Here is a 22,631-nt window from a genome sequence, read left to right as displayed (position 1 = left end):
AACGCCTGCCCACAACGGGCGGGGCCCAGGCCCCCAACGGGGTGGGGCGCGGGCCCACAGCGGGGCGAGGAGCGGGCGCCCGTGTCGGGCCGGGGGTGGGGCGCATGCCCACAACGTGTCTGTAAGGGCATCGCGCACGCGGGCGTAGCCTCACCTTATGAACTCGTACGGATCCTTTCCCGGGGCGCGGCCGCGGCGGCTGCGGACGACGCCCGCCATGCGGCGGATGGTGGCCGAGACGCGGCTTCATCCCGCCGATCTGATCCTCCCCGCGTTCGTGCGCGAGGGGATCACCGAGCCCGTGCCGATCCAGGCCATGCCCGGCGTCGTCCAGCACACGCGGGACACCCTGCGGAAGGCCGCGGTCGAGGCGGTGGAGGCCGGCGTCTCCGGGATCATGCTGTTCGGCGTGCCCGCGGACGAGAAGAAGGACGCGGCGGGAACGGCCGGCACCGACCCGGACGGCATCCTCCAGGTCGCCATCCGTGACGTGCGGGCCGAGGTCGGCGACGAGCTCATCGTCATGTCGGACCTGTGCCTCGACGAGTTCACCGACCACGGCCACTGCGGTGTCCTCGACGCCGACGGCCGCGTCGACAACGACGCCACCCTGGAGCGCTACGCCGAGATGGCCCAGGTCCAGGCCGACGCCGGCGTCCACGTCGTCGGCCCCTCCGGGATGATGGACGGCCAGGTCGGCGTCGTCCGGGACGCCCTGGACACCATCGGCAAGGAGGACGTGTCGATCCTCGCGTACACCGTGAAGTACTCCTCCGCCTTCTACGGGCCCTTCCGCGAGGCCGTCGGATCCTCCCTCAAGGGCGACCGCAAGACCTACCAGCAGGACCCCGCCAACGTCCGCGAGTCGATGCGCGAGCTCGCGCTCGACCTGGAGGAGGGCGCCGACATGGTGATGGTCAAGCCCGCGGGGCCCTACCTCGACGTGCTCGCCAAGGTCGCCGAGGCCGTCGACGTGCCCGTCGCCGCCTACCAGATCAGCGGTGAGTACGCGATGGTCGAGGCCGCCGCCGAGAAGGGCTGGATCGACCGCGACCGGGCGATCATGGAGACCCTCACCGGCATCCGCCGGGCCGGCGCCCACATGATCCTCACCTACTGGGCCACCGAGGTCGCCCAGAACCTGTCCCGCTCGCGCGGCTAGCGCCCGCCGGTGCCCGGTCGGCGGGCCGGGACACCCCACGAGGGACGGCCTAGTCCCACCAGAACGTCCAGACGGGGCTGTCCAGCAGTGCTTCGCGGGCGTAGTCGCGCAGGTTCGTGTGACTGCCCTGCTGGATGGTGTCCGGGCAGAACGCGAAGTGCTCCGCCGCCACCGCCTCGGCGTCCTCCCGCGTCACCGGCGGCGCCGCCACCGAGACCACGAGCTGGTCGAAGGTCAGCGCCACGACCCGGGCCCCGAAGCGGTCCTCCCAGGACCTCAGCACCGCGCACAGCCGGGCCACGTCGTTCTCGTGGTTCAGCGGTCCCGTCCAGCCGATGACCGCCGGGACGTCCGCGCTGCGCCGGGCCGGCACCAGGGCCGGACGGGCGTCCTCCAACCAGAAACCCGGCTCCGTCAGCAGCTCCGCCACGGCGGCGGCCGCCTCGTCGGGGTCCGCCTCGCAGCGCTGCGCCGGCGCGGAGCCGGGCCAGCCCGCGCTCCCCGGTATCTCGTCGGCCGCGTTGGCGTCCCAGAAGCCGGCCAGGACCTCCTCGGCGTCGTGGTCGGCCGGATCGCTCATCCGCTCCGGCATCAGCTCCCACCGGTCCAGCCCCCAGCGGCCGCCCAGCAGCACCGGCAAAAGCCCGGCCGTACGGGCCGCCGGGCGCAGCGCGCTCCAGGCGGCGGGGCCCGCCGGACCGTCTCCCGACCAGAGGTACGGGGCCTCCGCGGGGCCGGTGAGCGCGCCGGGCGGCAGGTCGAGACCGAGGGAACGGCCGGTCGGTTCGGCCGCGAGCCGGGGCAGCTGGTTCGGGATCATCGCCATGCGGAGAACGTACGGGGCACCACTGACATCCCCCGACGGCGGAGCGAGTGGTGAGGCGGCACGCGGCGGCGCACCCTGGAGAGGTAGCCGACAGGTACCTCGCTGGAGGTGGTCCTCATGATGCACACGCTTGTCGGATGGCATGTCGAGATGGAGTTCCAGGAGGAGGGCGACCGGACGCGGGCCGCGGCGATGGTGCGGCTCTCCGACGGAACCGAGTTCCGGGCCCACGGCACGGCGAACCGGCACCCCTCCGACCCGGACCAGCTCCGGGTGGGCGAGGAGATCGCCGGCGCACGCGCGCTGATGGACCTCGCCTCCCAGCTGCTCCAGAAGGCCCACACGGAGATCGACGAGGTCTCGGGCCGCACCTCGCACACGCTCCGCTGACGACGGGGCCCCCGGCACGGTGATCCGTACCGGGGGCCCCGTGACCGGATGCCGTTCCGGGTGCCGTCAGAGGCGCTCGGGCGTCCGGATGCCCAGCAGCGCCATGCCCTGGTGCAGGGTGCGGGCGGTCAGGTCGGAGAGGAAGAGGCGGTTCTCCGCGACGTCCTGCGCCGGCGCCGGCTTGATGACCGGGCACTCCGAGTAGAACGTCGTGAACAGCGAGGCCAGCTGGTACAGGTACGCGGCCAGCTTGTGCGGTGCGTGCTCCTCGGCCGCCTCGGCGATGACCTCGCCGAACTGGTCCAGGTGCAGGCCGAGCGCGCGCTCCGCCGGAGCCAGCTCCAGCTCCGGGTGGGCGAGCGGGGTACGGTCGCCGGCCTTCCCGAAGATCGACCTGACCCGCGCGTACGCGTACTGCAGGTAGACCGACGTGTCGCCGTTCAGCGAGACCATCTGGTCCAGGTCGAACTTGTAGTCGCGCGCGGCCGACGTCGACAGGTCGGCGTACTTCACGGCGCCGATGCCCACGTACCGGCCGTTCTCGACGATCTCCGCGTCGGTGAGGAGCGTCTCGCCGGTCTTCGCGACGTACTCGTCCGCCTTGTCGCGCACGACCGACGTCGCCCGGTCCACCGCCTCGTCCAGCAGGTCCACCAGCCGCACCGTCTCGCCCTCACGGGTCTTGAACGGCTTGCCGTCCTTGCCGAGGACCGTACCGAAGGCCAGCTGGACGGCCTTCACGTCCTCGTTCAGCCAGCCCGCCCGGCGGGCCGTCTCGAAGACCATCTTGAAGTGCAGGGACTGCCGGGCGTCCACCACGTACAGCAGGGTCGTCGCCTTCAGGTTCCGCACACGGTCGCGGATGGCCGACAGGTCGGTCGCCGCGTAGCCGAAGCCGCCGTCGGACTTCTGGACGATCAGCGGGGTCGGGTTGCCGTCCGGGCCCTTCACGTCGTCGAAGAACACGCACAGCGCGCCCTCGGAGCGGACGGCGACGCCCGACTCCTCCAGGATCCGGCAGGTCTCCGCCAGCATGTCGTTGTAGCCGGACTCGCCGATCACGTCGGCGTCCCGGATGTCCATGTCGAGCTTGTCGAAGACCGAGTAGAAGTAGATCTTCGACTCGTCGACGAACCGCTGCCAGAGCGCGAGCGTCTCCTCGTCACCGGCCTGCAGGTCCACCACGCGCGCCCGGGCCCGCGTCTTGAACGCCTCGTCGGTGTCGAAGAGGGCGCGCGAGGCCTTGTACAGCCGGTTCAGGTTCGACATGGCCTCCTCACCGGAGACCTCGGAGCCGCCCTCGGCCTTGTGGTCCAGCTCGTGCGGGTGCTCGATCAGGTACTGGATGAGCATGCCGAACTGGGTGCCCCAGTCCCCGATGTGGTGCCTGCGGACCACCGTCTCGCCGGTGAACTCCAGGATCTCGACCATCGCGGCGCCGATCACGGCCGAGCGCAGGTGCCCGACGTGCATCTCCTTCGCCACGTTCGGCTGCGCGTAGTCGATGACCGTCGTACCGGCCGACTCGTTGAACGGCACGCCGAGCCGGGCGTCGGCGGCGCGGGCCGCGAGGGTCCGCACGATCGCCGCGTCGCTGACCGTGATGTTCAGGAAGCCGGGGCCCGACACCTCGATCTCCCGCAGGACGTCGTTCTCCGGGATCGCGGCGACGACCCTGGTCGCCAGCTCACGCGGGTTGCCCTTGAGCTGCTTGGCGAGCGCCAGGATGCCGTTGGCCTGGAAGTCGGCCCGGTCGCTTCGTCGCAGCAGCGGGTCGGCGGACGCGGCGTCCGGCAGGGCTGCCGAGAGGCCGTCCGCGAGACGCTGCTGCACGGTCGAAGCGAGGGAAGGGACCGAGGCCATGAGCTTCCGTTCCTGTTGAGTCCGGTGAGTTCTCTGCGTCTGAAACGCTTGTCAAGTGTCCCACGGCGGCGCAACGTGATTTCCCCGCCTGTGGACGACCGAGGGGCCCACGCCATGTCGGCCTGTGGACAACCTCGGAGAGCCTTCTTCCGTCTGGGAGAATGGCTCACGCAGGACCCCTCAGGCAGAACCCACCCGGAAGAAGGACGTACCGACCGTGGCTCAGAGCAGCACCGAGACCGACTGGGTCTCCCGTTTCGCGGACGAGGTCATCGCCGAGTCGGAGCGACGTGCGCCTGGCAAACCGGTCGTCGTCGCCTCCGGACTCTCCCCGTCCGGCCCCATCCACCTGGGCAACCTCCGCGAGGTCATGACCCCGCACCTGGTCGCCGACGAGATCCGCCGCCGCGGGCACCAGGTCAGGCACCTGATCTCGTGGGACGACTACGACCGCTACCGCAAGGTGCCGAACGGCATCGAGGGCATCGACGAGTCCTGGGCCGAGCACATCGGCAAGCCGCTGACCTCGGTCCCCGCCCCCGCCGGCTCGCCCCACCCCAACTGGGCCGAGCACTTCAAGGCCGCCATGGTCGAGTCCCTGGCCGAGCTGGGCGTCGAGTACGACCCGATCAGCCAGACCGAGCAGTACACCGCCGGCGCCTACCGCGAACAGATCCTGCACGCCATGAGGCACCGCGGCGACATCGACGCCATCCTCGACCAGTACCGGACGAAGAAGGCGCCGAAGAAGCAGTCGCAGAAGCCGGTCGACGAGGCCGAGCTGGAGGCCGAGGAGGGCTCCGGCGCCGCCGCCGAGGACGACGGCTCCGGCGGCACCTCGGGCTACTTCCCGTACAAGCCGTACTGCGGGCAGTGCGAGAAGGACCTCACCACGGTCACCTCGTACGACGACGACACCACCGAGCTCGCCTACACCTGCGCGAACTGCGGCTTCTCCGAGACCGTGAAGCTCAGCGAGTTCAACCGCGGCAAGCTCGTCTGGAAGGTCGACTGGCCCATGCGCTGGGCCTACGAGGGCGTCGTCTTCGAGCCCTCCGGCGTCGACCACTCCTCGCCCGGCTCGTCCTTCGTCGTCGGCGGCCAGATCGTCCGCGAGATCTTCGACGGCGTCCAGCCCATCGGCCCCATGTACGCCTTCGTCGGCATCAGCGGCATGGCCAAGATGTCCTCCTCGCGCGGGGGCGTCCCGACCGCCGCCGACGCACTGAAGATCATGGAAGCGCCGCTGCTCCGCTGGCTGTACGCGCGCCGCCGCCCCAACCAGTCCTTCAAGATCGCCTTCGACCAGGAGATCCAGCGGCTCTACGACGAGTGGGACAAGCTGGAGGCCAAGGTCGCCGACGGCACCGTGCTCCCCGCCGACGCCGCCGCCCACACCCGCGCCGCCCGCACGGCCGCCGGAGAGCTCCCGCGCACCCCGCGCCCCCTCCCGTACCGCACGCTCGCCTCGGTCATGGACGTCACCGCCGGCCACGACGAGCAGACCCTGCGGATCCTGACCGAACTCGACCCCGAGAACCCGGTCACGTCCCTCGACGAGGTCCGCCCGCGCCTCGACCGCGCCGAGAACTGGATCACCAGCCACGTCCCGGCCGACCAGCGCACCATCGTCCGCGAGACGCCCGACACCGAACTCCTGGGCTCCCTCGACGACGAGGGCCGCGAGTCGCTCCGCCTGCTCCTGGAAGGCCTCGACAGCCACTGGTCGCTCGACGGACTCACCACCCTCGTCTACGGCGTCCCGAAGGTCATGGCCGGTCTCGACCCCGAGGCCAAGCCGACGCCCGAACTGAAGCTCGCCCAGCGCGCCTTCTTCGCCCTGCTCTACAAGCTCCTCGTCAGCCGCGAGACCGGCCCGCGCCTGCCCACGCTGCTGCTCGCCGTGGGCGCGGACCGGGTGAGGACGCTGCTCGGCGCGTGACCGACCGGCCCGGACCGTCCCCCTCAGACCGAGACGGACGGCCCGGACCGTCACCCCCAGACCGAGACGGACGGCCCGGACCGCCCCCCCCTCGACCTGACCGAGCACGAGAAGGGGCCGCCACCCGGACACCGGGCGGCGGCCCTTCCCCGTACCCCCCGACAGATCAGGGAGTGCGGTACTCCTGCATGTCCCGCTGAATCTGCTGCTGGACCTCCGGAATCATCCGGTGCAGCAACTCGGGGTTGCGGAGCTGGTCAAGGCCGTAGTGATCGGCCACCATCCGCTCCAGCTCCCCGGTCTCCGGGAAGGCGTCGTTCTCCACCGCGTACGCCCAGGTCTGCTTGTAGACGACCTCGCGGAACTCCTCGACCTCCTGCGGCTCCGGCTGCTCCTCGACGTACTCGGGGTACTCGACGAACTCCTCCGGCCCCGACGGCGGCACGTCCTCGGGACCCAGCGGAACGGGCACCGGGATCGGCTCCAGACCGTCGACGATCTGCGGATTGTACGAGCCCTGGTAACCGTCCGGCCGCGCCTGCCCGGCGAACCACGGGCTGCCCTCGGCCTCCTCCGGCCCCTCGGGGCGCGGCTGCGGACCCGGCGCCGGCTGCACTCCCTGCGGCTGCGGCGCCACCTGAAGCGGCTGGGGCAGCTGCGGCGGCTGAGGCAACAGCGGCGACACACCCTGCGGCTGCGGGGGCAGCACGGCCGGCTCGATGCCCGCCGCCGCGAGACCCGCCGGCGCCGTCTCCGCCAGCGGCACCCCGTACCGCGCCAGACGCAGCGGCATCAGCGCCTCCACCGGCGCCTTCCGACGCCAGCTCCGGCCGAAACGAGCCTGCAGACGCGCCTGGTAGATCAGCCGCTCCTGCTCCAGCTTGATCACCTGCTCGTAGGAGCGGAGCTCCCACAGCTTCATCCGGCGCCACAGCCGGAACGTCGGCACCGGCGAGAGCAGCCAACGGGTGATCCGGACGCCCTCCATGTGCTTGTCCGCGGTGATGTCGGCGATCCGCCCCACCGCGTGCCGGGCGGCCTCGACGGCCACCACGAACAGGATCGGGATCACCGCGTGCATCCCGACGCCCAGCGGATCCGGCCACGCGGCCGCGCCGTTGAACGCGATCGTCGCCGCGGTCAGCACCCACGCGGTCTGCCGCAGCAACGGGAACGGGATCCGCAGCCACGTCAGCAGCAGATCCAGCGCGAGCAGCACACAGATGCCCGCGTCGATGCCGATCGGGAAGAAGTAGGAGAAGGTGCCGAAGCCCTTCTGCACCGCCAGTTCGCGCACGGCGGCGTACGAACCCGCGAAACCGATCCCCGCGATGATCAGCGCACCGGCGATGACGAGGCCGATGAGTATTCGGTGTGTGCGTGTCAGCTGCATCGCGGCCACCCGCGATCCCCTCCCGTCAATCGACATCTCGCGCGCACAGACTGGCACATGTGCGCGAAGCCCGGCCCCCAGGGGAGGGACGGGCTCCGCATCGACGTGTCGCTCTGCGCCGGTTCGCTACGAGTTGTCGAGATTCACTCGCGTCTACTTGTTGGCGGCGGCGACCGCGGCCACGGCCTCCTTCGCCGCCTTCACCGCACCGCTCATCACCGTCTTGTCCGACGGAGTGGGCGCCCCCGCGTAACCGGCGCCGTTGTACGAGAGCAGCACCAGGACGTTACCGGTGCGCGCCACGATCGAGCCGTAGACGAAGTCCTCGTCGGTCTTGCGCAGCTCGTACGCGACGGACTTCGCCTCGTCGCCGATCCCCGTCGCCACGCTGGTGCGCAGCTTCTTCGCACCCGGGGTCTGCTCGATCTTGGCGAGCTCCTTCGCCAGGTTCTCCCGCGCACGCTCCTCGCCGCTGCCCAGCGCCGCGTCCGACTCGTACCGGTAGAAGGAGACGTCCAGCCAGCGGTACTGCGAACCCTTCACGCCCTTGTCGTCCAGGCCGTTCCACGAGCAGCCGCTGCGGCTGCCGAGGTCGCTGGAGACGGCCGGCGTGCCGTTCTTGGTCTTCGCCTTCGGCACGAGCGAGGCCGTCGTCTTGGCGACGACCGCCTTGCAGGCCTCCGGCAGCTTCGCGAACCTCGCCGGCTCGACCGTCTTCGTCGTCTGCGAGGGCGACGGGGTCGCGGAGGCCGACGAGGACCCCTTGTCCTTCGATCCCGCCGCGCCGGAACCGCCGTCGGAGTCCGAGGAGCAGCCGGCGACGACGAGCATCACCGGGACGGCGGCGCAGGCGAGTATGCGGGTGAGTCGCGGAGCTGTTCGCTGCATGGTTCCTTCAGTCGCTTGTCGTACGGTCCGGCCGGTACGCCGACACGTTACGTGGTGTCCGTCCGCTCACGGAGCGGAGCCGAGCGGCTACTCCTCCAGGCGTTCGGCGAGCAGCCGGGCCAGGTTCCGGGCCTTTTCCTGCAGCTCCATGCTGTCCGGGGCCTCGGCGGAACCGGTCGTCTGCTCCCGGTAGGAGACGGTCACGATGACGTTGGATGTGCGGAACACCACGCTCACGGCGCGCTGGTGGCCGTTCGCGCCGACCGTCGTCAGGGCGTCGTCGAGGAAGGCGACGTTCCCGAGGCCTTCGAGGACGCGGGGTTCGAGGCCGGTGGGCGACGGGTCGGACGGGGTGGCGCCGGAGGGGGCCGCGGTGGTCCCGGCCGGCGGCTTGCCCGAGGGAGTGCCGGCGGCCCCGGCCGTGGCCTTCGCCGCGTCCGCGCCCCGGGCCCCGTCCGCGGGGCGGCCGCTCGCCGAGGGGGTGGCCGGGGGCGTCGCCGTGCCCGAGGGCGGGGTGGTCGACGGCGGTGCGGTGCTCGGCGGCGCCGTCGGGGGCAGCGGGATGCCCGCCGCGAGCTGCTTGCGGGCGTACACCTCCTGCGCCCGGTCGTCGTCGCTGACGGCCGAGTCGTACGAGACCACCCGCTCGACGTCGAGCGCGAGCCGGTGCGACACGTCCGGGGTGTCGGCCCGCCAGGTGCAGCCGACCCGGCGGTCGGTGTCGTAGGTCACGGCGGTGGTGCCGCGGTACGCCTTGTCGCGTTCGGCGTCGGCGAGGGCGGCGGCGCCGGGGAGCAGGTCCTTGAGGGTGGCCTGGGGGACGGCGCCGCAGGGCTCGAAGAGCGTGCGGTAACGGCCCGGAGGCGCCACGGGCACGGCGGGGCCGGCCTTGGCGTCCACCGTGACGTCGTCGGCGGGGGTGCCGCCCGAGCAGCCGGTGAGGCCGATTCCGAGGCCGAGGCCGAGTGCGAGGACGACGGCGCCGCGAGCCGTGGACCCGGTGCGGCCGGGGCTGTACCTCTTACGGTGCACGCTCCCAGGCTCCCTTCTCCCGAGGTCATTCCCGAAAAACTGTTTGCCGCGCGAACCCGGCCGATGGACACAATGTCTATCGCACACGCAGCTGTTGATGCCGGTCCGCTGTCACCTGTACGGGCTTTGGCGCCGGTTTTTGCGTTATCAGACTTTTCGGGGGAATCGAGGGAGTATGTCGTACGTAGAGGTACCGGGGGCGAACGTACCCATTCGCATGTGGGCCGACCCCGCCGCGGTGGAGGGCGGTGCCATGCAGCAGCTGCGGAACGTGGCGACGCTGCCGTGGATCAAGGGCCTCGCCGTGATGCCCGACGTGCACTACGGCAAGGGTGCGACGGTCGGTTCGGTGATCGCGATGCAGGGCGCGGTCTGTCCCGCGGCGGTCGGAGTGGACATCGGCTGCGGGATGTCGGCGGTCAAGTCCTCGCTGACGGCGAACGACCTGCCGGGCGACCTGTCGAGGCTCCGGTCGAAGATCGAGCAGGCGATCCCGGTGGGCCGGGGCCTGCACCGGTCGGAGGTGGACCCGGGGCGGCTCTACCAGTTCCCGACCTCGGGCTGGGACGACTTCTGGTCGCGGTTCGACGGGGTGGCGGATGCGGTGAAGTTCCGCCGAGAACGTGCCGCTTTGCAGATGGGAACACTTGGAGCCGGGAATCATTTTGTAGAGCTCTGTGTCGATATGTCCGGTTCGGTGTGGCTCATGCTGCACTCCGGCTCCCGCAATATCGGCAAGGAGCTCGCAGAGTTTCACATAGGCGAAGCCCGGAAGTTGCCCCACAATCAGGGTCTCGTCGATCGTGACCTGGCGGTGTTCGTCGCGGACACGCCGCAGATGGCGGCCTACCGGCACGACCTCTTCTGGGCGCAGGAGTACGCGAAGTACAACCGCGCGATCATGATGGCGCTGTTCCAGGAGGTCGTCCGCAAGGAGTTCCGCAAGGCCCGGGTGAGCTTCGACCAGGTCATCTCCTGCCACCACAACTACGTGGCGGAGGAGCGGTACGAGGGCATGGACCTGCTGGTCACGCGGAAGGGCGCGATCCGGGCCGGGTCCGGGGAGTTCGGGATCATCCCGGGCTCGATGGGCACGGGTTCGTACATCGTGAAGGGCCTGGGGAACGCGTCGTCGTTCAACTCCGCCTCGCACGGGGCGGGCCGGAAGATGAGCCGGAGCGCGGCGAAGCGGCGCTTCTCGACGCAGGACCTGGAAGAGCAGACGCGAGGGGTGGAGTGCCGTAAGGACTCCGGCGTCGTGGACGAGATCCCGGGTGCGTACAAGCCGATCGAGAAGGTCATCGAGCAGCAGCGTGACCTGGTGGAGGTCGTCGCCAAGCTGAAGCAGGTCATCTGTGTGAAGGGCTGAAGGCTTCGGATGGACGGGGAGGGGCGGCGCGTGAGCGCCGCCCCTCCCCGCGTCCGGCTAGCGAATGGGCGACGCCGTCTGGCCGGTACGGATCCGCCACAGGCGCATCGAGCAGCTCTGTTCGGTTCGGTCGAGTGCGATGGCTGCGGCGGCGGGGTCGTTGAGCCGTAGCAGTTCTCGATCGTCGGCCTCTGTCCAGCGCCGGCGAGGCGGTGCGCACCTCATGTCTGCCGGGCGCACCCAGGTCTGGATCGATGCCGCGTTGGCCTTCTTGTGGTCAAGGGCGAGACAGCCGGGGTAGTAGAGGTGCTCGGCGAGCTGTTGGGCGTGTTCCTTGTAGTACGTGATGACGTAGACCTGGTCACGGACGTTGCGGCGGGCGATCCGCTCGGCGCCCGTGAGCTTCTTCGCGTAGTGGCACAGGTACGCGGCCAGGGCTGTGCTGGCCGATGTGAAGGAGAGGAATGGAAGACCCTCGGCGGTCCAGCCGAGCGATCCGTCAGCATCGATGACGCCGCGGAGATAGTCCGGGCGGGAGAACTCGAAGCGGGGAGGCCGGATGATCCGTGACTTCTTGCCGTAGGGGATTCCGAGCCTGTTGATGACGGTCCTGGCCTCCAGTGCGCACAGAGTCCACATGGCCGAGTGGTGCTGCTTGGCGAAGTTGGTGGCGCGGACCCGTTCCGTGACGGAGCTGTAGTACGGGGTCAAGCGCTTGAACTCGTGGAGGATGTGGATGTCCCGCGCGTTGATCTCGACCCGGAGACGGCCTTTCTGGCCGGCTCCATGAGCCAGGTGCCCGTCGGCTTGCAGGAAGCCGAACATGTAGGCGTACTCGGGGGTGCGGAGGTCCATGAACGTCGGTGCGAGGGCGCCGATGTCGAAGAGGGCGGGCGCGCTAGGGTCCTGTTCAGCCATGGGAAGGTGCTTCTTCCTTCTGGTGAGGCCCTCGGCCGGGAGTGCAATCCCCGCCGAGGGCCGTTCTGTATGGAGTTGTCCTTGACGCTAGGGCGCGCGTGCGGCTGTCGTTCGGGAGATCCAGGTTGTTCACCCGAACGTGGCGGGTGGTGTCAGAGCTCGCGGTGGACCTTGGTGTTGGAGGCCTGGGCTCGGGGGCGGACGACCAGGAGGTCGATGTTGACGTGCGGGGGGCGGGTGCAGGCCCAGGTGATGGTGTCGGCCACGTCGTCCGCGGTGAGGGGCTCGGCCACGCCGGCGTAGACCTTGGCGGCCTTCTCGGTGTCGCCGCGGAAGCGGGTGGTGGCGAACTCGTCGGTCCTGACCATGCCGGGAGCGACCTCGATGACGCGGACCGGGGTGCCGACGATCTCCAGGCGGAGGGTCTCGGCGAGCACGCGGGCGCCGTTCTTCGCGGCGACGTAGCCCGCGCCGCCCTCGTAGGTGGAGTGGCCGGCGGTGGAGGAGAGGACGACGACCGTGCCGTCGCCGCTCTCGGTGAGGGCCGGGAGCAGGGCCTGGGTCATGTTCAGCGTGCCGATGACGTTGACCTCGTACATCTGGCGCCAGTCGGCGGGGTCGCCGGTGGCGACGGGGTCGGCGCCGAGGGCGCCGCCGGCGTTGTTGACGAGGACGGCGAGGGTCTTGAAGGCGGTGGCGAACTCGTCGACGGCGGTGCGGTCGGTGACGTCGAGGGCGTAGGCGGTGGCCTGGTGGCCGGCCTCGTTGATCTCGGCGGCGAGGTCCTCGATGCGGTCCTTGCGGCGGGCGGTGAGGACCACGCGGTAGCCGGCGGCGGCGAGCTGCCTGGCCGTGGCGGCGCCGATTCCGCTGCTCGCTCCGGTGACGACGGCGATGGGGGTACCGGGGGCAGTCATGACGTCGTGCTCCTCGCGCAGGTGGTCGATTATGTCGATCGCCCGGCCAGGATAGGCGGCGCGGATCCCGGAGGGCGCGGTGAGCGGGTGGGGTGTGGGGTGGGGTGGGGACACGCAGGCTGATGAATGGTCAGTAGATCAGATGATCTGTGATTTCTTGGGGTCTATGCGTGGATTGCGGAATGGTGTGCTCGGGGTCGCCCTCGCGGCCGCGGTGGTGACGGGTGCCGGCGCGCGGGCCGGTGCGGTGGAGCCGGTGGCCGGGCCCGAGGCGGATCTGGCCCATCACGGCCATGTCTCCCTCTGGGACGGGCGGGTCGGGGTCTGGCTGGTCAGTGAGAACTTCGGCCCCACGGATCTCGCCCAGGCGACGGTCCGGCTCGCGTTCTCCGTGCCGATGGCCGGTGGACGGGAGCTGCCGGACGCCTGTCTGTGGAGCAGCGACCGGGTGGTCTCCTGCCGGACGGGGGAGCTGCCGGCCGCGGGGGGCGTCGGCGAGCTGATGCTGGACCTGCGGACCGCCGGGGCGCCGGACGAGCTGACCGTGGACATCACCACCGCCTGGCGGGACGGCGTGGCCGACCGGAATCCGCGGAACGACCGGCACCGGGTCCTGGTGCTCGCCACCGGCGACCCCTACGTCTTCTGACGGCACCTCCGGTGCCGGTCAGCGGCTCGTCCAGTGGACGTACCCGTCGGGGCGGACCAGGACCGCGGTCCTGCGCGCCGGGTCCGTCCAGGTGGCGCGTATGAGGCGCTCGGGGGAGACGGGGGCGCTCCCGGGCAGCGCGGGGGCGCCGCCCTCCGGGGCGATCAGGACGAACTCGCCCGCCCGCAGCAGCTCGTAGAGGCGGCCTTCGCGCAGCCGCGCGTCGGGCGCGCGGCGGCCCGCGGGGCGGCGGGAGCCCGCGGGGGGCGCGTACGCGATGCCGAGTCCGCTGATCATGCCCATGGCGCGGGCGGAGGCGGGCCGCAGGGTGCCCACCACTCGGGCGACCAGGGAGCGGGCGGCGCGGGTGAGCGGGGTGTGGGCCATCGCGAGGCGCACGAGCGTGCCGCTGCTGCGGAGCACGGCGGCGCCGACCGGGTGGCGCTCGGACTGGTAGCTGTCGAGGAGGGCCTCGGGGTCGGGTGCGTCGCCGCGCAGGACCGCCGCAAGCTTCCAGGAGAGGTTGGCGGCGTCCTGGAGGCCGGTGTTCATGCCCTGGCCGCCGGCGGGGGAGTGGACGTGGGCGGCGTCGCCGGCGAGGAAGACCCGGCCGACGCGGTACGACGGGGCCTGGCGCTCGTCGCTGTGGAAGCGGGAGATCCAGCGAGGGTCGTGCATGCCGAGGTCGGTGCCGAGGGCGCGCCGGGTGATCTCGCGGAGCTCGTCCAGGTCGACGGGCTCGCTGTCGGGGACCTGGCGGGTGCGGTTCCATCCCATCACCCGGTACCAGCCGTCGCCGAAGGGGGCGATGAAGGCGAAGGTGTCCCCCGAGCCGCTGACGCTGAAGGAGTCGGCGGGCTCCTCGGTGAGGCGGACGTCGGCGAGGACGAGGGACCGGATCACGGAACCGCCGGGGAAGGGCAGGCCCAGGGTGGTGCGGACGGCGCTGCGGACCCCGTCCGTGCCGACCAGGTGGCGGGCGGTGAGGGTGAGCGGGGCCCCGTCGGGGTCGGTGAACTCCGCCGTCACGGTGTCGGCGTCCTGGTGGAGTCCGCGCAGCTCAGTGCCGTGGCGGAAGGTGACGCCGGCGGCCCTGGCGCGGCGCTCCAGGAGGCGCTCCATCTCGTACTGCGGGGTGACGAGGAGGTGGTTGAAGCGGCTGGGCAGCCGGGTCAGGTCGAGGTCGAGGCGGCCGAAGAGCCTGGCGCTGCCGAGGGTCGTGCCGGTGGCGACGAGCTCGTCCGCGAGGCCGCGGGCGTCGAGCTGCTCCAGGGTGCGGGCGTGGACGCCGAAGGCGCGGGTCATGTTGGCGAAGCCGGGGCGGCGGCGCTCGACGAGGGTCACGTCGAGGCCGGCGGCTGCGAGGTCGCCGGCGAGGAGCAGGCCCGTGGGGCCGGCGCCGATGACGAGGACCTGGGTGTCCGTGGGTCCGCTGTGTGTGGTGCGTGTGCCGTTCGTGGCGGTCGTCGTGCGCTGCGTGCTCTCAGGTGTCTCCGTGGTGCTCATGGCTGCCTCCGGGGGTGCCCACGACCGTTGGCCAACGGCTGTTGGTCAACGCTTGTTGGCAACTGTAGAGGTGCCTTCGATGGAGTGTCAACGCCTGTTGGCCTACAGTTGTTGGTATGACGACCGCCCGCCGCTCCGACACCACCAGAGCCGCCATCCTGGAGGCCGCCCGCGAGCGCTTCGCCTCCGACGGGTACGAGCGCGCCACGATCCGGGCCATCGCCCGGGACGCCGGGATCGATCCGTCGATGGTCATGCGCTACTACGGCAACAAGGAGGGGCTGTTCGCCGCCGCCTCGGAGATCGAGCTGCACCTTCCCGAGCTGGGCGGCCTGCCGGCGCGGCACGTCGGGGCCGTCCTCGTCACCCACTTCCTGGAGCGCTGGGAGCGGGACGACGTGCTCACCGGCCTCCTGCGGGTGGGGGTCACCAACGCGGCCGGGGCGGAGCGGATGCGGGCGATCTTCGCCGAGCAGCTCGGCCCCGTCGCCCGGGGCGTCTGTCCCGACCCGGCGGAGGCGCCGCGGCGGGCTGCGCTCGTCGCCTCCCAGATCCTCGGCATGGCGCTCACCCGCTACGTGCTGCGGCTGCCGCCGCTCGTCGACATGCCGCCCGAGGAGGTCGTCGCCTGGCTGGCGCCGACCGTGCAGCGCTATCTGACCGCGGACGCGCCCTGACGGCGGCCCCGGAGCCGGCGGCCGCGACCGCCCGCGGGTGTCTGGTTCGTACAATCTCTGCATGACGCAGAAGAGTTCAGGCCGGCGCGAGGCGCTGATGACCGAGCTGTACGGGGAGGCCCGCCGCTACATGGCGGCGTACGCCCTGTTCAACCAGGCCGTCGCCGACCATCTGGGGCTCCACCCGACCGACGTCCAGTGCCTGAACCTGCTCAGCCTGGAGGAGGGCCCGGTGACCACCGGGCGGGTCGCCGAGCTGACCGGGCTCACCACGGGATCCGCGACCAGGCTCGTCGACCGTCTGGAGCGCTCCGGATACGTCACGCGCGAACGGGACACCGAGGACCGGCGCCGCGTGCTGGTGGCCCTCGTGCCCGAGCGGATCGCCGAGCTCGGCGCCCTGTGGCGCAAGCTCAACAGCACCTGGGGCACGATGTTCGACGTCTACAGCGACGCCGAGGTCGCCCTGCTCATCGCCCACATGCGGCGCACCGTGGAGGTCAGCGCCGCCCAGATCGAGCGGCTGCGCGGCGGCGGTCTGGACTGATCCGGGAGGGGGCGCCCCTCGCCGGAAGGCCGCCCGAGCGCCCGTCGGGAAGCCCGCCCGAGCGGTTGCCCGCGGTGTCAGCCCGCCGTCGCGCCGCCGAACTCGCGCACCGCGTCGGAGACGATCGCCTCCAGCCGCGCGTGGTGGGCGCCGCGCCAGTAGACCCGGCCGCACTCCACGCACTCGGCGAACACGTCGTACGACTTCTCGGTGCCCTGCTCCAGGCGCTCGCGGACCGTGTCCTTGTCCGCCTCGCTCAGTCCTCCGTTGCACGCGGTGCACCGCGTCCAGGGGGCGAGCCGCGGCGCGAAGCGCTCCAGGACGTCCCGGAGCTGGTCGTCGGGGCGGTCGCTGTAGACGTACGCCCCCGCCCACAGCTCGCGGCGGCGCAGCAGACCGCGGTCGCGCGAGAGCATGACGCGCCGCTCGCGCGCGGACAGCGCGGCCAGGGCGGGGTCGCCGATGTCCTCGCTCTCGTACGCCGCGTCCACCCCGAGCAGCCGCAGGCGCCGGGCCAGCGTGCCGAGGTGCACGTCGAGCAGGAACCGGAGGGGGGCGCCCGGCCGGACCGGCTGGGGGCGGACGACCGCCTCGACCTCGACGCTCTCTCCCGCCGCCGGGACGTACGAGGTGTCGACGGGGCGTCCGTCGACCAGCAGCCGGCCGGCCTCGGTGAGCGGCACGCCGAGCGACTCGACGACGTGGCCGAGCGAGGAGGCGCCGTCGGTGGTCACGGTCGTCCGGCCCGCGCGGCGGTCGGCCGGGACGAAGAGCCCCAGGTCGGGGGCGAAGCTGATGTGGATCTCCGGTCCGTTCACGGGGACAGGATCGCACCGGGGCGGGACGGGCTGCCAGGGAATTCGCGGCCGTCAGGGGCGGAAGGCCCGCTCGTGGTCGGCGGCCCAGGCGGCGAAGGCGCGGGCCGGGTGGCCGGTCAGCTCCTCCACCGTGCGGGTCAGCGGTGCCGGCCGCCCGTCGTGCGCGGTCCAGTGGGCGAGCAGGGCGTCGGCGAAGGGCTCCGGCAGGAAGTCGGCGACCGACTCCCTCCACTCCGCGGGGGTGACGACGGTGTGCGGGGCGGGCCGGCCCGTCACCTCGGCGAGCACCGCGAGCTGCTCGACGAAGGTCAGCGACTCGGGACCCGTCAGGTGGTGCGAGGTGCCGCGCAGCCGGGGCTCGGTGAGGACGGCGAAGGCCGCCTCGGCGACGTCGCGCTCATGGATCGGATCGGCGTACGCGTGGGGCACGGGCAGGGCGGGCCCCCGGCCGTCCCGGAGCCCCCGCGCCCACTGCAGGGCGTTGGTGGCGAAGGCGCCCGGCCGGAGGTGTGTGGCCTCGAAGGCCCCGGCGTCCGCGGCGGCGGAGAGGGCGCGCTCGGCCGCGAGGTGGGAGGCGGCGATCGGGTTCGCGGCGGCGTCCGGGGCCAGGACCGCGCTGGAGGAGAGCAGCACGACGTGCTCGACGCCCGCGGCGCGGGCCCGGTCGGCGAAGGCCCCGGCATGGGTCGCCTCGGCGTACAGGAAGACGGCGTCGACGCCGGTCAGGGCCGTGTCGAAGGTCGCCGGGTCGGCGAGATCGCAGCGCACGGTGGCGATGCCGGCCGGTGGGGAGAGGTCCGCGGGGTTCCTGGAGGCGGCTTTCGCCTTGATGCCGGCGGCGTCGAGGAGCCCGAGCAGCGTGGAGGCGACCCGGCCGCGGCTGCCGGTGACGAGAACGGTCATGAGGAGTCCTTCCGGAAACGGGCATCATTGTCCTGCGTGGCGCATCATCTGCGTCACGCAGATAAATATCCAGGGGTGGCCGCCGCTCGTCAACCCCGCCCGGACGCCGGTGTACCGTCCCGCCATGAAGATCATCGACCTCGAGCCCGGCGACCCCCGGCTGGAGAACGACCTCCTGCCCGTCCTCGCCGAGCTCCGGCCCCACCTCACCGCGGAGCTCTTCCGCGAGGTCTACGGCACCGGGTACGCCCAGGGCCTCCGCTTCAGCGCCGCCTACGCCGGGGACGGCCGCTGCGTCGGCGCGGCCGGCTGGCGGATCGTCGTCAACACCAGCACCCTGCGACAGCTCTACGTCGACGACCTCGTGACCGCCTCGGCCAGCCGCTCCACCGGCGTCGGCCACGCGCTCCTGGCCCACCTGGACGCCCGCGCCCGCGCGGAGGGCTGCCACACGCTCGACCTGGACTCCGGCACCCACCGCACCGGAGCCCACCGCTTCTACCTGCGCGAGCGCCTGGACATCGTGGCCTTCCACTTCAGCCGGTCGCTCACCGCGCCCGAGGACGCCTCCTAGGAGGCCAGGTCGAGCCGCCAGTCGTTGCAGACCATCGGGCGGCCCGGCGGGTACTCGAAGTCCCGCTCGCCGAGCAGCTCGAACCCCGCCTTGCGGCACACCGCGTTCGACGCGGCGTTCTCCGTCGACGGGTACGCGTGCAGGAAGCGGTGCAGGCCCGCGGCCCGGGCCTCCGCCGCCACCGCGCGCGTGGCGGCCGTCGCCACGCCCCGGCCCTGGAAGCCCGGCAGCACGGCCCACCCGGTCTCGTACACCGGCGCGCCGTCACCCGTCCGCACCCAGAAGCCGATGCTGCCGACCACGGCCTCCTCCGGCAGCAGCACGATCCGGTACATGCGCCCCGGGGCCGGGGCGGCGGCGCTCAGGGCCACGTAGCGCGCGTGGCGGCGGACGAGTCGCTCCTCCGTCTCGGGGCCGCCGAGGTGACCCGTCAGCTCCGGTGCGTTCAGGGCGCGCAGCAGGCCGGCGTCGGCCTCGGACCAGGGTTCGAGCCGTACGGGCGAGGAAGCGGGGAAGTCCATCCCCGTACGGTAGGTCAGGGCGCCGACAGTCCCCGGGCGTAGGCCGTCGGCGACGCCCCGATCGTCGCGGTGAAGTCCCGTACGAGATGGGCCTGGTCGCTGTAGCCCAGCTCCGCCGCCAGGGCCGCCCAGTCCGGGCCGCCCGCTTCGCCCGCCGCCTCGGCCCGCTCCAGGGCCTCGTGGATGCGGTAGCGCAGGATCACCCACTTGGGGGCCACGCCGACGTGGGTCCCGAAGAGACGCTGGAGCGAGCGCGCCGACAGGCCCGCGGCCGCGACCAGGTGGGACACCTTGGACAGGCCGCGGTCCCCGCGGATCAGGTCCACCAGCTCCATGGCCCGGTCCGCGGCCGGATCGGGGGCGGGGCCGTGGGCGAGCAGGAAGGCGTCGAGCGCCGCCACGCGCGCGTGGTCGGCCTCGGGGGAGAGGACGGCGTCGAGGAGAGCGGCGTCCGTGTCCGGGCCCGGCTCGGTCCCCGCGTCCCCGTCCGCCCCGATGTCCGGGGCCGTGCCCGAGGACGGCTCCGTGGCCGGGCCCCGCGCCGGGGCCGTGTCCGGGAAGACCTCCGCCAGGGGAACCCGGCGGCCCGTCCAGGCCGACACCGGCCACGCGGGCGCGAAGGGGCGGAAGCCGCCCGGGCGGAACTGGATCCCGCAGACCCGGCCCCGCTCCGTCAGCTTCCGGGTGAACAGGCCGAGCCCGATCCCGGCGACCTCGGCGGACGCGCGCGCGTGCGCCGCCGGGGCGTCGAGCGCCCCGTACCGCTGGAAGACGATGTTCACCGACGGGTGCGGGACGACGTGGGTCGCGTACGGCTCCGGCAGGTCCCAGTCGATCAGCCAGTAGTGCTCCAGATAGGGCCGCAGCTCCGGCGCCGGGGTGTGCCGGCGGAAGCGGACCCGGGAGAGCAGCTCGGCCGGGTCGACGATGCCCCGGGTGTCCCTGCGGGGAGCGGAGTCGGACATGCCCCGATGCTAGGTGCGTCCCGTCCTGAACGCGCCGCCTGGCGTGTTTCTTCAAGACGGGGCGCGCCGCGGCTCCTAGCGTCGGTTCCATGACGAACGAGGAACCGCTCAGCCCCGGTGCGCCGACCCGCATCGGTGACCTGCTCCGCAGCGCCGCCGCACGTGCCGTGCCCGTGGTCGCCGGCATCGGCGACGCCTCGCTCGGCGCGCCCACGCCCTGCGCCGCGTACGACGTCCGCGCCCTGCTGAACCACCTCTACGGCGTCGTCGTGCACTTCCAGGCGCTCGCCGCCAAGCAGCCCGCCGAGCTGTCCACCACCACCGACTGGCTCGCCGCCCCCGAGTGGCGGGACGGCTTCGGGACCGAGACGGACAAGCTCGTCGCGGCCTGGTCGGCGCCCGGCGCCGAGGAGGGCACCACCGGGGGCATGGGGCTGCCGGCGAGGACCGTCGGGTCCATGGTGCTGCTCGACCTCACTGTGCACGCCTGGGACCTGGCCCGGGCCACCGGGCGGGACTTCACGCCGGACCCGGCCGTGGTCGACGGGCTCGTCGGGGAGGTGGAGGCGATGGCGCCCATGGCCCGCAAGGCGGGCGTCTTCGAGGAGGCCGTCGCCCTGCCCGGCGACGCGACGCCCTTCGAGCGGCTGCTCGCGACGACGGGCCGCGACCCGTACGCGCCCCTGGTCTGAGCTCCGGTGCGCCGGTCCGGGCCGACGGAACCGGCGGTTCAGCGCAGGCGGCCCGGTGAGCCCTGGGAGAGGCGGGAGACGACCTGGCCGAAGGCGTGCTCCTCGGCGGGCGTCAGGACGATCGACTCCTGCGGGTGCCAGACCCGCTCCAGGGGCCTGCGCGCCCGGTCGCGGGCGCGGGCGCGCAGGCCGAGCGACAGCCACACCACCGTCGAGACGGCGAGCAGGCCGAAGAGCGTGATCACACGGGGGTCGGAGAACTGGCCGGGCAAGGACATGACTCACTCCAGGGCGTGAGGGCCGCCGAGCGCCGCACGCCCCGGCAGGTGGCGCGCGGGCACGAAGGCCCGACGATTCCTACTGCTTCCTCCCGACCTGTTCAGTTAACACCAACCCGGGGGACTTTCGGCAGGGGGTCCGGGACCTTGGTCCCGGACCCGGCGCGGCCCCGCGCAGGTCACCGGGGCCCCGGCCGCCCCAGCGTCGCGTCCTGACCGCAGGCCCTCTTGTGCGGGCCGGGGAAGCGCTCCAAGGTGCTCGGGGAGAGGCGCATTTCAGGCCGGGAGGGAGCAGCCGCATGTCCGGGACGCAGGCGTGGGGATTCACGGACGACAGAGGGGCGGAGCCGGGTGCGGCCCGGGTACCGCGGCGGGTGGTCGCGTACGTGCGGGCCGGGGCCGCGCTGTGCGACCTGGGCGTGACGCCGGTCGCCGTGTACGGGTCGGGGCACGACGGGGACACCTTGGATCCGGCGAAGGAGGGCGGGCTGGGCGCGGCCGCGGTGACGTACCTCGGGCCGGGCCGGGTCCTCGACGAGGAGCGGCTGCGGGAGCTGCGGCCGGACGTGCTGGTCGACGTGACGTATGACGGGAAGAGCCCCTACGCGCTGGACGAGGCCGTCGCCGAACGGCTCGGGGTGCCGCTGGTCGCGCTCTCCGTCGGCAACGAGCTCAGCCTGCCGGCCATCCTCGACCGGTTCGGCGCGCTGGCGGTGAGCCTGGGGGCGCCGGCGGACGGGGGCGCGGCCGGCGAGGGCTCCGCGGCCGATCTCCAGGCCGCCGAGGACGAGCTGCGGGAGGCGGCCGCGCGGACCGGGCTCGGGGTGCTCGCGCTCTCCGGTGCCGGGCCCGAGCAGGTGCACCTGGCCCGGCCGCTCGCCTGGCCGGAGCTCGCGAGGCTCGCCGAGCTGGGCGTCCGGCTCGTCGACCCGGGCCCGGGTCCCGGCGCGAACTGGCTCACCGGCGACTGGGGCCGGGCCGTCGAGCTCCGGCCCGACCTGGTCCTCTTCGACAGCCGGGCGCACGCCACCGCGCCGGACGCGGCCCTGCCCGCCGTCCGCCGCACGCCGTGGAACCCGGAGACACCGCCGAGCCCGGCCGCGTACGCGCGCTTCTTCCGCACCGTGGCCGGGGCGCTCGCGGGCTGAGCGCCCGCGCGTGCCGCAACGGACCCGCGGTGTGCCGACCGAGCCTCGGGCTCCGAGCCCCCGAGCCCCGAGCCCCAGGGCCCCCGGGCTCCGAGCCCCGGGCCCCGGAGCAGGCGGGGCGGGGCACGGCCGACCAGGGCCCCGCACCGCGGTCCCGGCCCGGACCACCGCAGTCCCGGCTGGACCACCTGGTCCCGGCCGGGCCCCGCCCCCGCGCCCCCTCAGGCGGGGGTCGCCGTGAGCCGGGTCCGGCGCAGGGAGTCGGCGAACTCCTCGGCTCGGGCGAGCTGGGCCCGCAGTTCGGCGACCCGTTCCGCGGCGGCCTGTTCGTAGCCGCGGACGCGGGCCACGAGCGCGGCCCGCTCGTCCGGGTCGAGCTCGGTCTCCGTGCCCTCGCGCTCGCCGGCCAGCAGGTCCACGGCCGTGAGGAGTTCGCGGGTCTCGTCCAGGGTGAAGCCGAGCGGCTTCATCCGGCGGACGACCATCAGCCGCGCCACGTCCGCGTCCGTGTAGAGCGGGAACCCGCCCGGTGAGGCCGCGGACGGGACCACCAGGCCGTTGTCCTCGTACTGCCGGATCGTGCGCAGGGACAGCTCGGTCCGTGCGGCGACCTCGCCGATCTGCAGGGGCTCGCCGGCCATGCGCACTCCTCG

General features: G+C 72.7%; 24 protein-coding genes. 10 read left to right on the top strand and 14 right to left on the bottom strand.

What is annotated here, in order from left to right; translation table 11 throughout:
* The first annotated feature begins 157 nt into the window (after window positions 1-157).
* Window positions 158-1,162 carry a porphobilinogen synthase gene (gene hemB, locus ACF09E_RS34060; protein WP_361853913.1) on the top strand — a complete coding sequence of 335 codons (1,005 nt, stop codon included), beginning with the start codon at window positions 158-160 and terminating at the stop codon, window positions 1,160-1,162.
* A gap of 49 nt (window positions 1,163-1,211) precedes the next feature.
* On the opposite strand, the gene ACF09E_RS34055 is transcribed toward hemB, so the two are convergent.
* Window positions 1,212-1,988: a DUF4253 domain-containing protein gene (locus ACF09E_RS34055; RefSeq protein ID WP_392209946.1), complete on the bottom strand. Its 777-nt coding sequence runs from the start codon at window positions 1,986-1,988 to the stop codon at window positions 1,212-1,214.
* Window positions 1,989-2,108: 120 nt separating this feature from the next.
* Here ACF09E_RS34055 and ACF09E_RS34050 point away from each other — a divergent pair, with 120 nt between their 5' ends.
* Window positions 2,109-2,378 (top strand): DUF1876 domain-containing protein, encoded by a 270-nt coding sequence (locus ACF09E_RS34050; protein ID WP_073916640.1) that lies wholly within the window; start codon window positions 2,109-2,111, stop codon window positions 2,376-2,378.
* Window positions 2,379-2,444: 66 nt separating this feature from the next.
* On the opposite strand, the gene argS is transcribed toward ACF09E_RS34050, so the two are convergent.
* Window positions 2,445-4,241: an arginine--tRNA ligase gene (gene argS, locus ACF09E_RS34045; protein ID WP_392209944.1), complete on the bottom strand. Its 1,797-nt coding sequence runs from the start codon at window positions 4,239-4,241 to the stop codon at window positions 2,445-2,447.
* A gap of 217 nt (window positions 4,242-4,458) precedes the next feature.
* Here argS and lysS point away from each other — a divergent pair, with 217 nt between their 5' ends.
* Window positions 4,459-6,183, top strand: coding sequence for a lysine--tRNA ligase (gene lysS / locus ACF09E_RS34040; RefSeq protein WP_392209942.1), 1,725 nt, complete (start codon window positions 4,459-4,461; stop codon window positions 6,181-6,183).
* A gap of 166 nt (window positions 6,184-6,349) precedes the next feature.
* Here lysS and ACF09E_RS34035 read toward each other — a convergent pair whose 3' ends face one another.
* From ACF09E_RS34035 to ACF09E_RS34025, 3 genes are all read right to left on the bottom strand, one after another.
* Window positions 6,350-7,585: a DUF2637 domain-containing protein gene (locus ACF09E_RS34035; RefSeq protein ID WP_392209940.1), complete on the bottom strand. Its 1,236-nt coding sequence runs from the start codon at window positions 7,583-7,585 to the stop codon at window positions 6,350-6,352.
* A gap of 144 nt (window positions 7,586-7,729) precedes the next feature.
* Window positions 7,730-8,464, bottom strand: a complete 735-nt coding sequence (locus tag ACF09E_RS34030; RefSeq protein ID WP_392209938.1) for a DUF3558 domain-containing protein — start codon at window positions 8,462-8,464, stop codon at window positions 7,730-7,732.
* Window positions 8,465-8,551: 87 nt separating this feature from the next.
* Entirely contained in the window at window positions 8,552-9,496 is a 945-nt protein-coding gene (locus tag ACF09E_RS34025; RefSeq protein WP_392209936.1) for a DUF3558 domain-containing protein, read from the bottom strand.
* A gap of 175 nt (window positions 9,497-9,671) precedes the next feature.
* Here ACF09E_RS34025 and ACF09E_RS34020 point away from each other — a divergent pair, with 175 nt between their 5' ends.
* A complete protein-coding gene (locus ACF09E_RS34020) occupies window positions 9,672-10,865 on the top strand; it encodes an RtcB family protein (RefSeq protein ID WP_392209934.1) in 1,194 nt (397 codons plus the stop codon).
* 57 nt (window positions 10,866-10,922) lie between these two features.
* Here the strand turns inward: ACF09E_RS34020 and ACF09E_RS34015 are convergent, their stop codons facing one another.
* Window positions 10,923-11,783 carry an LAGLIDADG family homing endonuclease gene (locus ACF09E_RS34015; RefSeq protein WP_392209933.1) on the bottom strand — a complete coding sequence of 287 codons (861 nt, stop codon included), beginning with the start codon at window positions 11,781-11,783 and terminating at the stop codon, window positions 10,923-10,925.
* Between the two features lie 152 nt (window positions 11,784-11,935).
* On the bottom strand, window positions 11,936-12,700 hold the full coding sequence (locus ACF09E_RS34010) for an SDR family NAD(P)-dependent oxidoreductase (protein ID WP_392209931.1): 765 nt from the start codon (window positions 12,698-12,700) through the stop codon (window positions 11,936-11,938).
* Window positions 12,701-12,866: 166 nt separating this feature from the next.
* Here ACF09E_RS34010 and ACF09E_RS34005 point away from each other — a divergent pair, with 166 nt between their 5' ends.
* The gene (locus ACF09E_RS34005) at window positions 12,867-13,349 is read left to right on the top strand and encodes a hypothetical protein (RefSeq protein ID WP_392209929.1); all 483 of its coding nucleotides are present in this window, start codon (window positions 12,867-12,869) and stop codon (window positions 13,347-13,349) included.
* Between the two features lie 18 nt (window positions 13,350-13,367).
* On the opposite strand, the gene ACF09E_RS34000 is transcribed toward ACF09E_RS34005, so the two are convergent.
* Window positions 13,368-14,855, bottom strand: a complete 1,488-nt coding sequence (locus ACF09E_RS34000) for an FAD-dependent oxidoreductase (protein WP_392209928.1) — start codon at window positions 14,853-14,855, stop codon at window positions 13,368-13,370.
* Window positions 14,856-14,971: 116 nt separating this feature from the next.
* Here ACF09E_RS34000 and ACF09E_RS33995 point away from each other — a divergent pair, with 116 nt between their 5' ends.
* Window positions 14,972-15,532, top strand: coding sequence for a TetR family transcriptional regulator (locus tag ACF09E_RS33995; protein WP_392209926.1), 561 nt, complete (start codon window positions 14,972-14,974; stop codon window positions 15,530-15,532).
* Between the two features lie 61 nt (window positions 15,533-15,593).
* Complete coding sequence (locus tag ACF09E_RS33990; RefSeq protein ID WP_148006987.1) at window positions 15,594-16,079, top strand: MarR family winged helix-turn-helix transcriptional regulator; 486 nt, start codon at window positions 15,594-15,596, stop codon at window positions 16,077-16,079.
* Window positions 16,080-16,156: 77 nt separating this feature from the next.
* Here the strand turns inward: ACF09E_RS33990 and ACF09E_RS33985 are convergent, their stop codons facing one another.
* The gene (locus ACF09E_RS33985; protein WP_392209924.1) at window positions 16,157-16,897 is read right to left on the bottom strand and encodes a Mut7-C RNAse domain-containing protein; all 741 of its coding nucleotides are present in this window, start codon (window positions 16,895-16,897) and stop codon (window positions 16,157-16,159) included.
* A gap of 51 nt (window positions 16,898-16,948) precedes the next feature.
* Window positions 16,949-17,800 carry an NAD(P)H-binding protein gene (locus ACF09E_RS33980; RefSeq protein WP_392209922.1) on the bottom strand — a complete coding sequence of 284 codons (852 nt, stop codon included), beginning with the start codon at window positions 17,798-17,800 and terminating at the stop codon, window positions 16,949-16,951.
* Window positions 17,801-17,924: 124 nt separating this feature from the next.
* Between ACF09E_RS33980 and ACF09E_RS33975 the strand changes: the two genes are divergently transcribed.
* Window positions 17,925-18,374, top strand: coding sequence for a GNAT family N-acetyltransferase (locus ACF09E_RS33975; protein WP_392209920.1), 450 nt, complete (start codon window positions 17,925-17,927; stop codon window positions 18,372-18,374).
* Here the strand turns inward: ACF09E_RS33975 and ACF09E_RS33970 are convergent.
* Together ACF09E_RS33970 and ACF09E_RS33965 are read right to left on the bottom strand one after the other, a co-directional pair.
* Complete coding sequence (locus ACF09E_RS33970; RefSeq protein ID WP_392209918.1) at window positions 18,371-18,895, bottom strand: GNAT family N-acetyltransferase; 525 nt, start codon at window positions 18,893-18,895, stop codon at window positions 18,371-18,373. The genes ACF09E_RS33975 and ACF09E_RS33970 overlap by 4 nt on opposite strands.
* Window positions 18,896-18,909: 14 nt before the next feature.
* Entirely contained in the window at window positions 18,910-19,860 is a 951-nt protein-coding gene (locus tag ACF09E_RS33965; protein ID WP_392209916.1) for a DUF6597 domain-containing transcriptional factor, read from the bottom strand.
* A gap of 89 nt (window positions 19,861-19,949) precedes the next feature.
* Between ACF09E_RS33965 and ACF09E_RS33960 the strand changes: the two genes are divergently transcribed.
* Complete coding sequence (locus tag ACF09E_RS33960) at window positions 19,950-20,552, top strand: TIGR03086 family metal-binding protein (protein ID WP_392209914.1); 603 nt, start codon at window positions 19,950-19,952, stop codon at window positions 20,550-20,552.
* A gap of 38 nt (window positions 20,553-20,590) precedes the next feature.
* Here the strand turns inward: ACF09E_RS33960 and ACF09E_RS33955 are convergent, their stop codons facing one another.
* A complete protein-coding gene (locus ACF09E_RS33955) occupies window positions 20,591-20,830 on the bottom strand; it encodes a hypothetical protein (protein ID WP_361853858.1) in 240 nt (79 codons plus the stop codon).
* A 299-nt stretch (window positions 20,831-21,129) separates the two neighbouring features.
* On the opposite strand from ACF09E_RS33955, the gene ACF09E_RS33950 reads away from it, so the two are divergent.
* Window positions 21,130-21,978 (top strand): ABC transporter substrate-binding protein, encoded by an 849-nt coding sequence (locus ACF09E_RS33950; protein ID WP_392209912.1) that lies wholly within the window; start codon window positions 21,130-21,132, stop codon window positions 21,976-21,978.
* Between the two features lie 221 nt (window positions 21,979-22,199).
* On the opposite strand, the gene ACF09E_RS33945 is transcribed toward ACF09E_RS33950, so the two are convergent.
* Window positions 22,200-22,619 (bottom strand): MerR family transcriptional regulator, encoded by a 420-nt coding sequence (locus ACF09E_RS33945; RefSeq protein ID WP_361852129.1) that lies wholly within the window; start codon window positions 22,617-22,619, stop codon window positions 22,200-22,202.
* Window positions 22,620-22,631 lie beyond the last annotated feature (12 nt).

The organism is Streptomyces sp. NPDC014891 (genome assembly GCF_043081085.1).
Lineage (GTDB): Bacteria > Actinomycetota > Actinomycetes > Streptomycetales > Streptomycetaceae > Streptomyces.
This window is presented reverse-complemented; position numbering and strand designations above follow the sequence as displayed.

Coding starts and splice junctions, on each gene's coding strand:
- ACF09E_RS34010 (WP_392209931.1), bottom strand. CDS start 12,700: ATGACTGCCCCCGGTACCCCCATCGCCGTCGTCACCGGAGCGAGCAGC.
- hemB (WP_361853913.1), top strand. CDS start 158: ATGAACTCGTACGGATCCTTTCCCGGGGCGCGGCCGCGGCGGCTGCGG.
- ACF09E_RS33965 (WP_392209916.1), bottom strand. CDS start 19,860: ATGTCCGACTCCGCTCCCCGCAGGGACACCCGGGGCATCGTCGACCCG.
- ACF09E_RS33995 (WP_392209926.1), top strand. CDS start 14,972: ATGACGACCGCCCGCCGCTCCGACACCACCAGAGCCGCCATCCTGGAG.
- ACF09E_RS34005 (WP_392209929.1), top strand. CDS start 12,867: ATGCGTGGATTGCGGAATGGTGTGCTCGGGGTCGCCCTCGCGGCCGCG.
- argS (WP_392209944.1), bottom strand. CDS start 4,241: ATGGCCTCGGTCCCTTCCCTCGCTTCGACCGTGCAGCAGCGTCTCGCG.
- ACF09E_RS34030 (WP_392209938.1), bottom strand. CDS start 8,464: ATGCAGCGAACAGCTCCGCGACTCACCCGCATACTCGCCTGCGCCGCC.
- ACF09E_RS33950 (WP_392209912.1), top strand. CDS start 21,130: ATGTCCGGGACGCAGGCGTGGGGATTCACGGACGACAGAGGGGCGGAG.
- ACF09E_RS33960 (WP_392209914.1), top strand. CDS start 19,950: ATGACGAACGAGGAACCGCTCAGCCCCGGTGCGCCGACCCGCATCGGT.
- ACF09E_RS33955 (WP_361853858.1), bottom strand. CDS start 20,830: ATGTCCTTGCCCGGCCAGTTCTCCGACCCCCGTGTGATCACGCTCTTC.
- ACF09E_RS33980 (WP_392209922.1), bottom strand. CDS start 17,800: ATGACCGTTCTCGTCACCGGCAGCCGCGGCCGGGTCGCCTCCACGCTG.
- ACF09E_RS33990 (WP_148006987.1), top strand. CDS start 15,594: ATGACGCAGAAGAGTTCAGGCCGGCGCGAGGCGCTGATGACCGAGCTG.
- ACF09E_RS33970 (WP_392209918.1), bottom strand. CDS start 18,895: ATGGACTTCCCCGCTTCCTCGCCCGTACGGCTCGAACCCTGGTCCGAG.
- ACF09E_RS34015 (WP_392209933.1), bottom strand. CDS start 11,783: ATGGCTGAACAGGACCCTAGCGCGCCCGCCCTCTTCGACATCGGCGCC.
- ACF09E_RS34050 (WP_073916640.1), top strand. CDS start 2,109: ATGCACACGCTTGTCGGATGGCATGTCGAGATGGAGTTCCAGGAGGAG.
- ACF09E_RS33975 (WP_392209920.1), top strand. CDS start 17,925: ATGAAGATCATCGACCTCGAGCCCGGCGACCCCCGGCTGGAGAACGAC.
- ACF09E_RS34020 (WP_392209934.1), top strand. CDS start 9,672: ATGTCGTACGTAGAGGTACCGGGGGCGAACGTACCCATTCGCATGTGG.
- ACF09E_RS34055 (WP_392209946.1), bottom strand. CDS start 1,988: ATGGCGATGATCCCGAACCAGCTGCCCCGGCTCGCGGCCGAACCGACC.
- ACF09E_RS34000 (WP_392209928.1), bottom strand. CDS start 14,855: ATGAGCACCACGGAGACACCTGAGAGCACGCAGCGCACGACGACCGCC.
- ACF09E_RS33945 (WP_361852129.1), bottom strand. CDS start 22,619: ATGGCCGGCGAGCCCCTGCAGATCGGCGAGGTCGCCGCACGGACCGAG.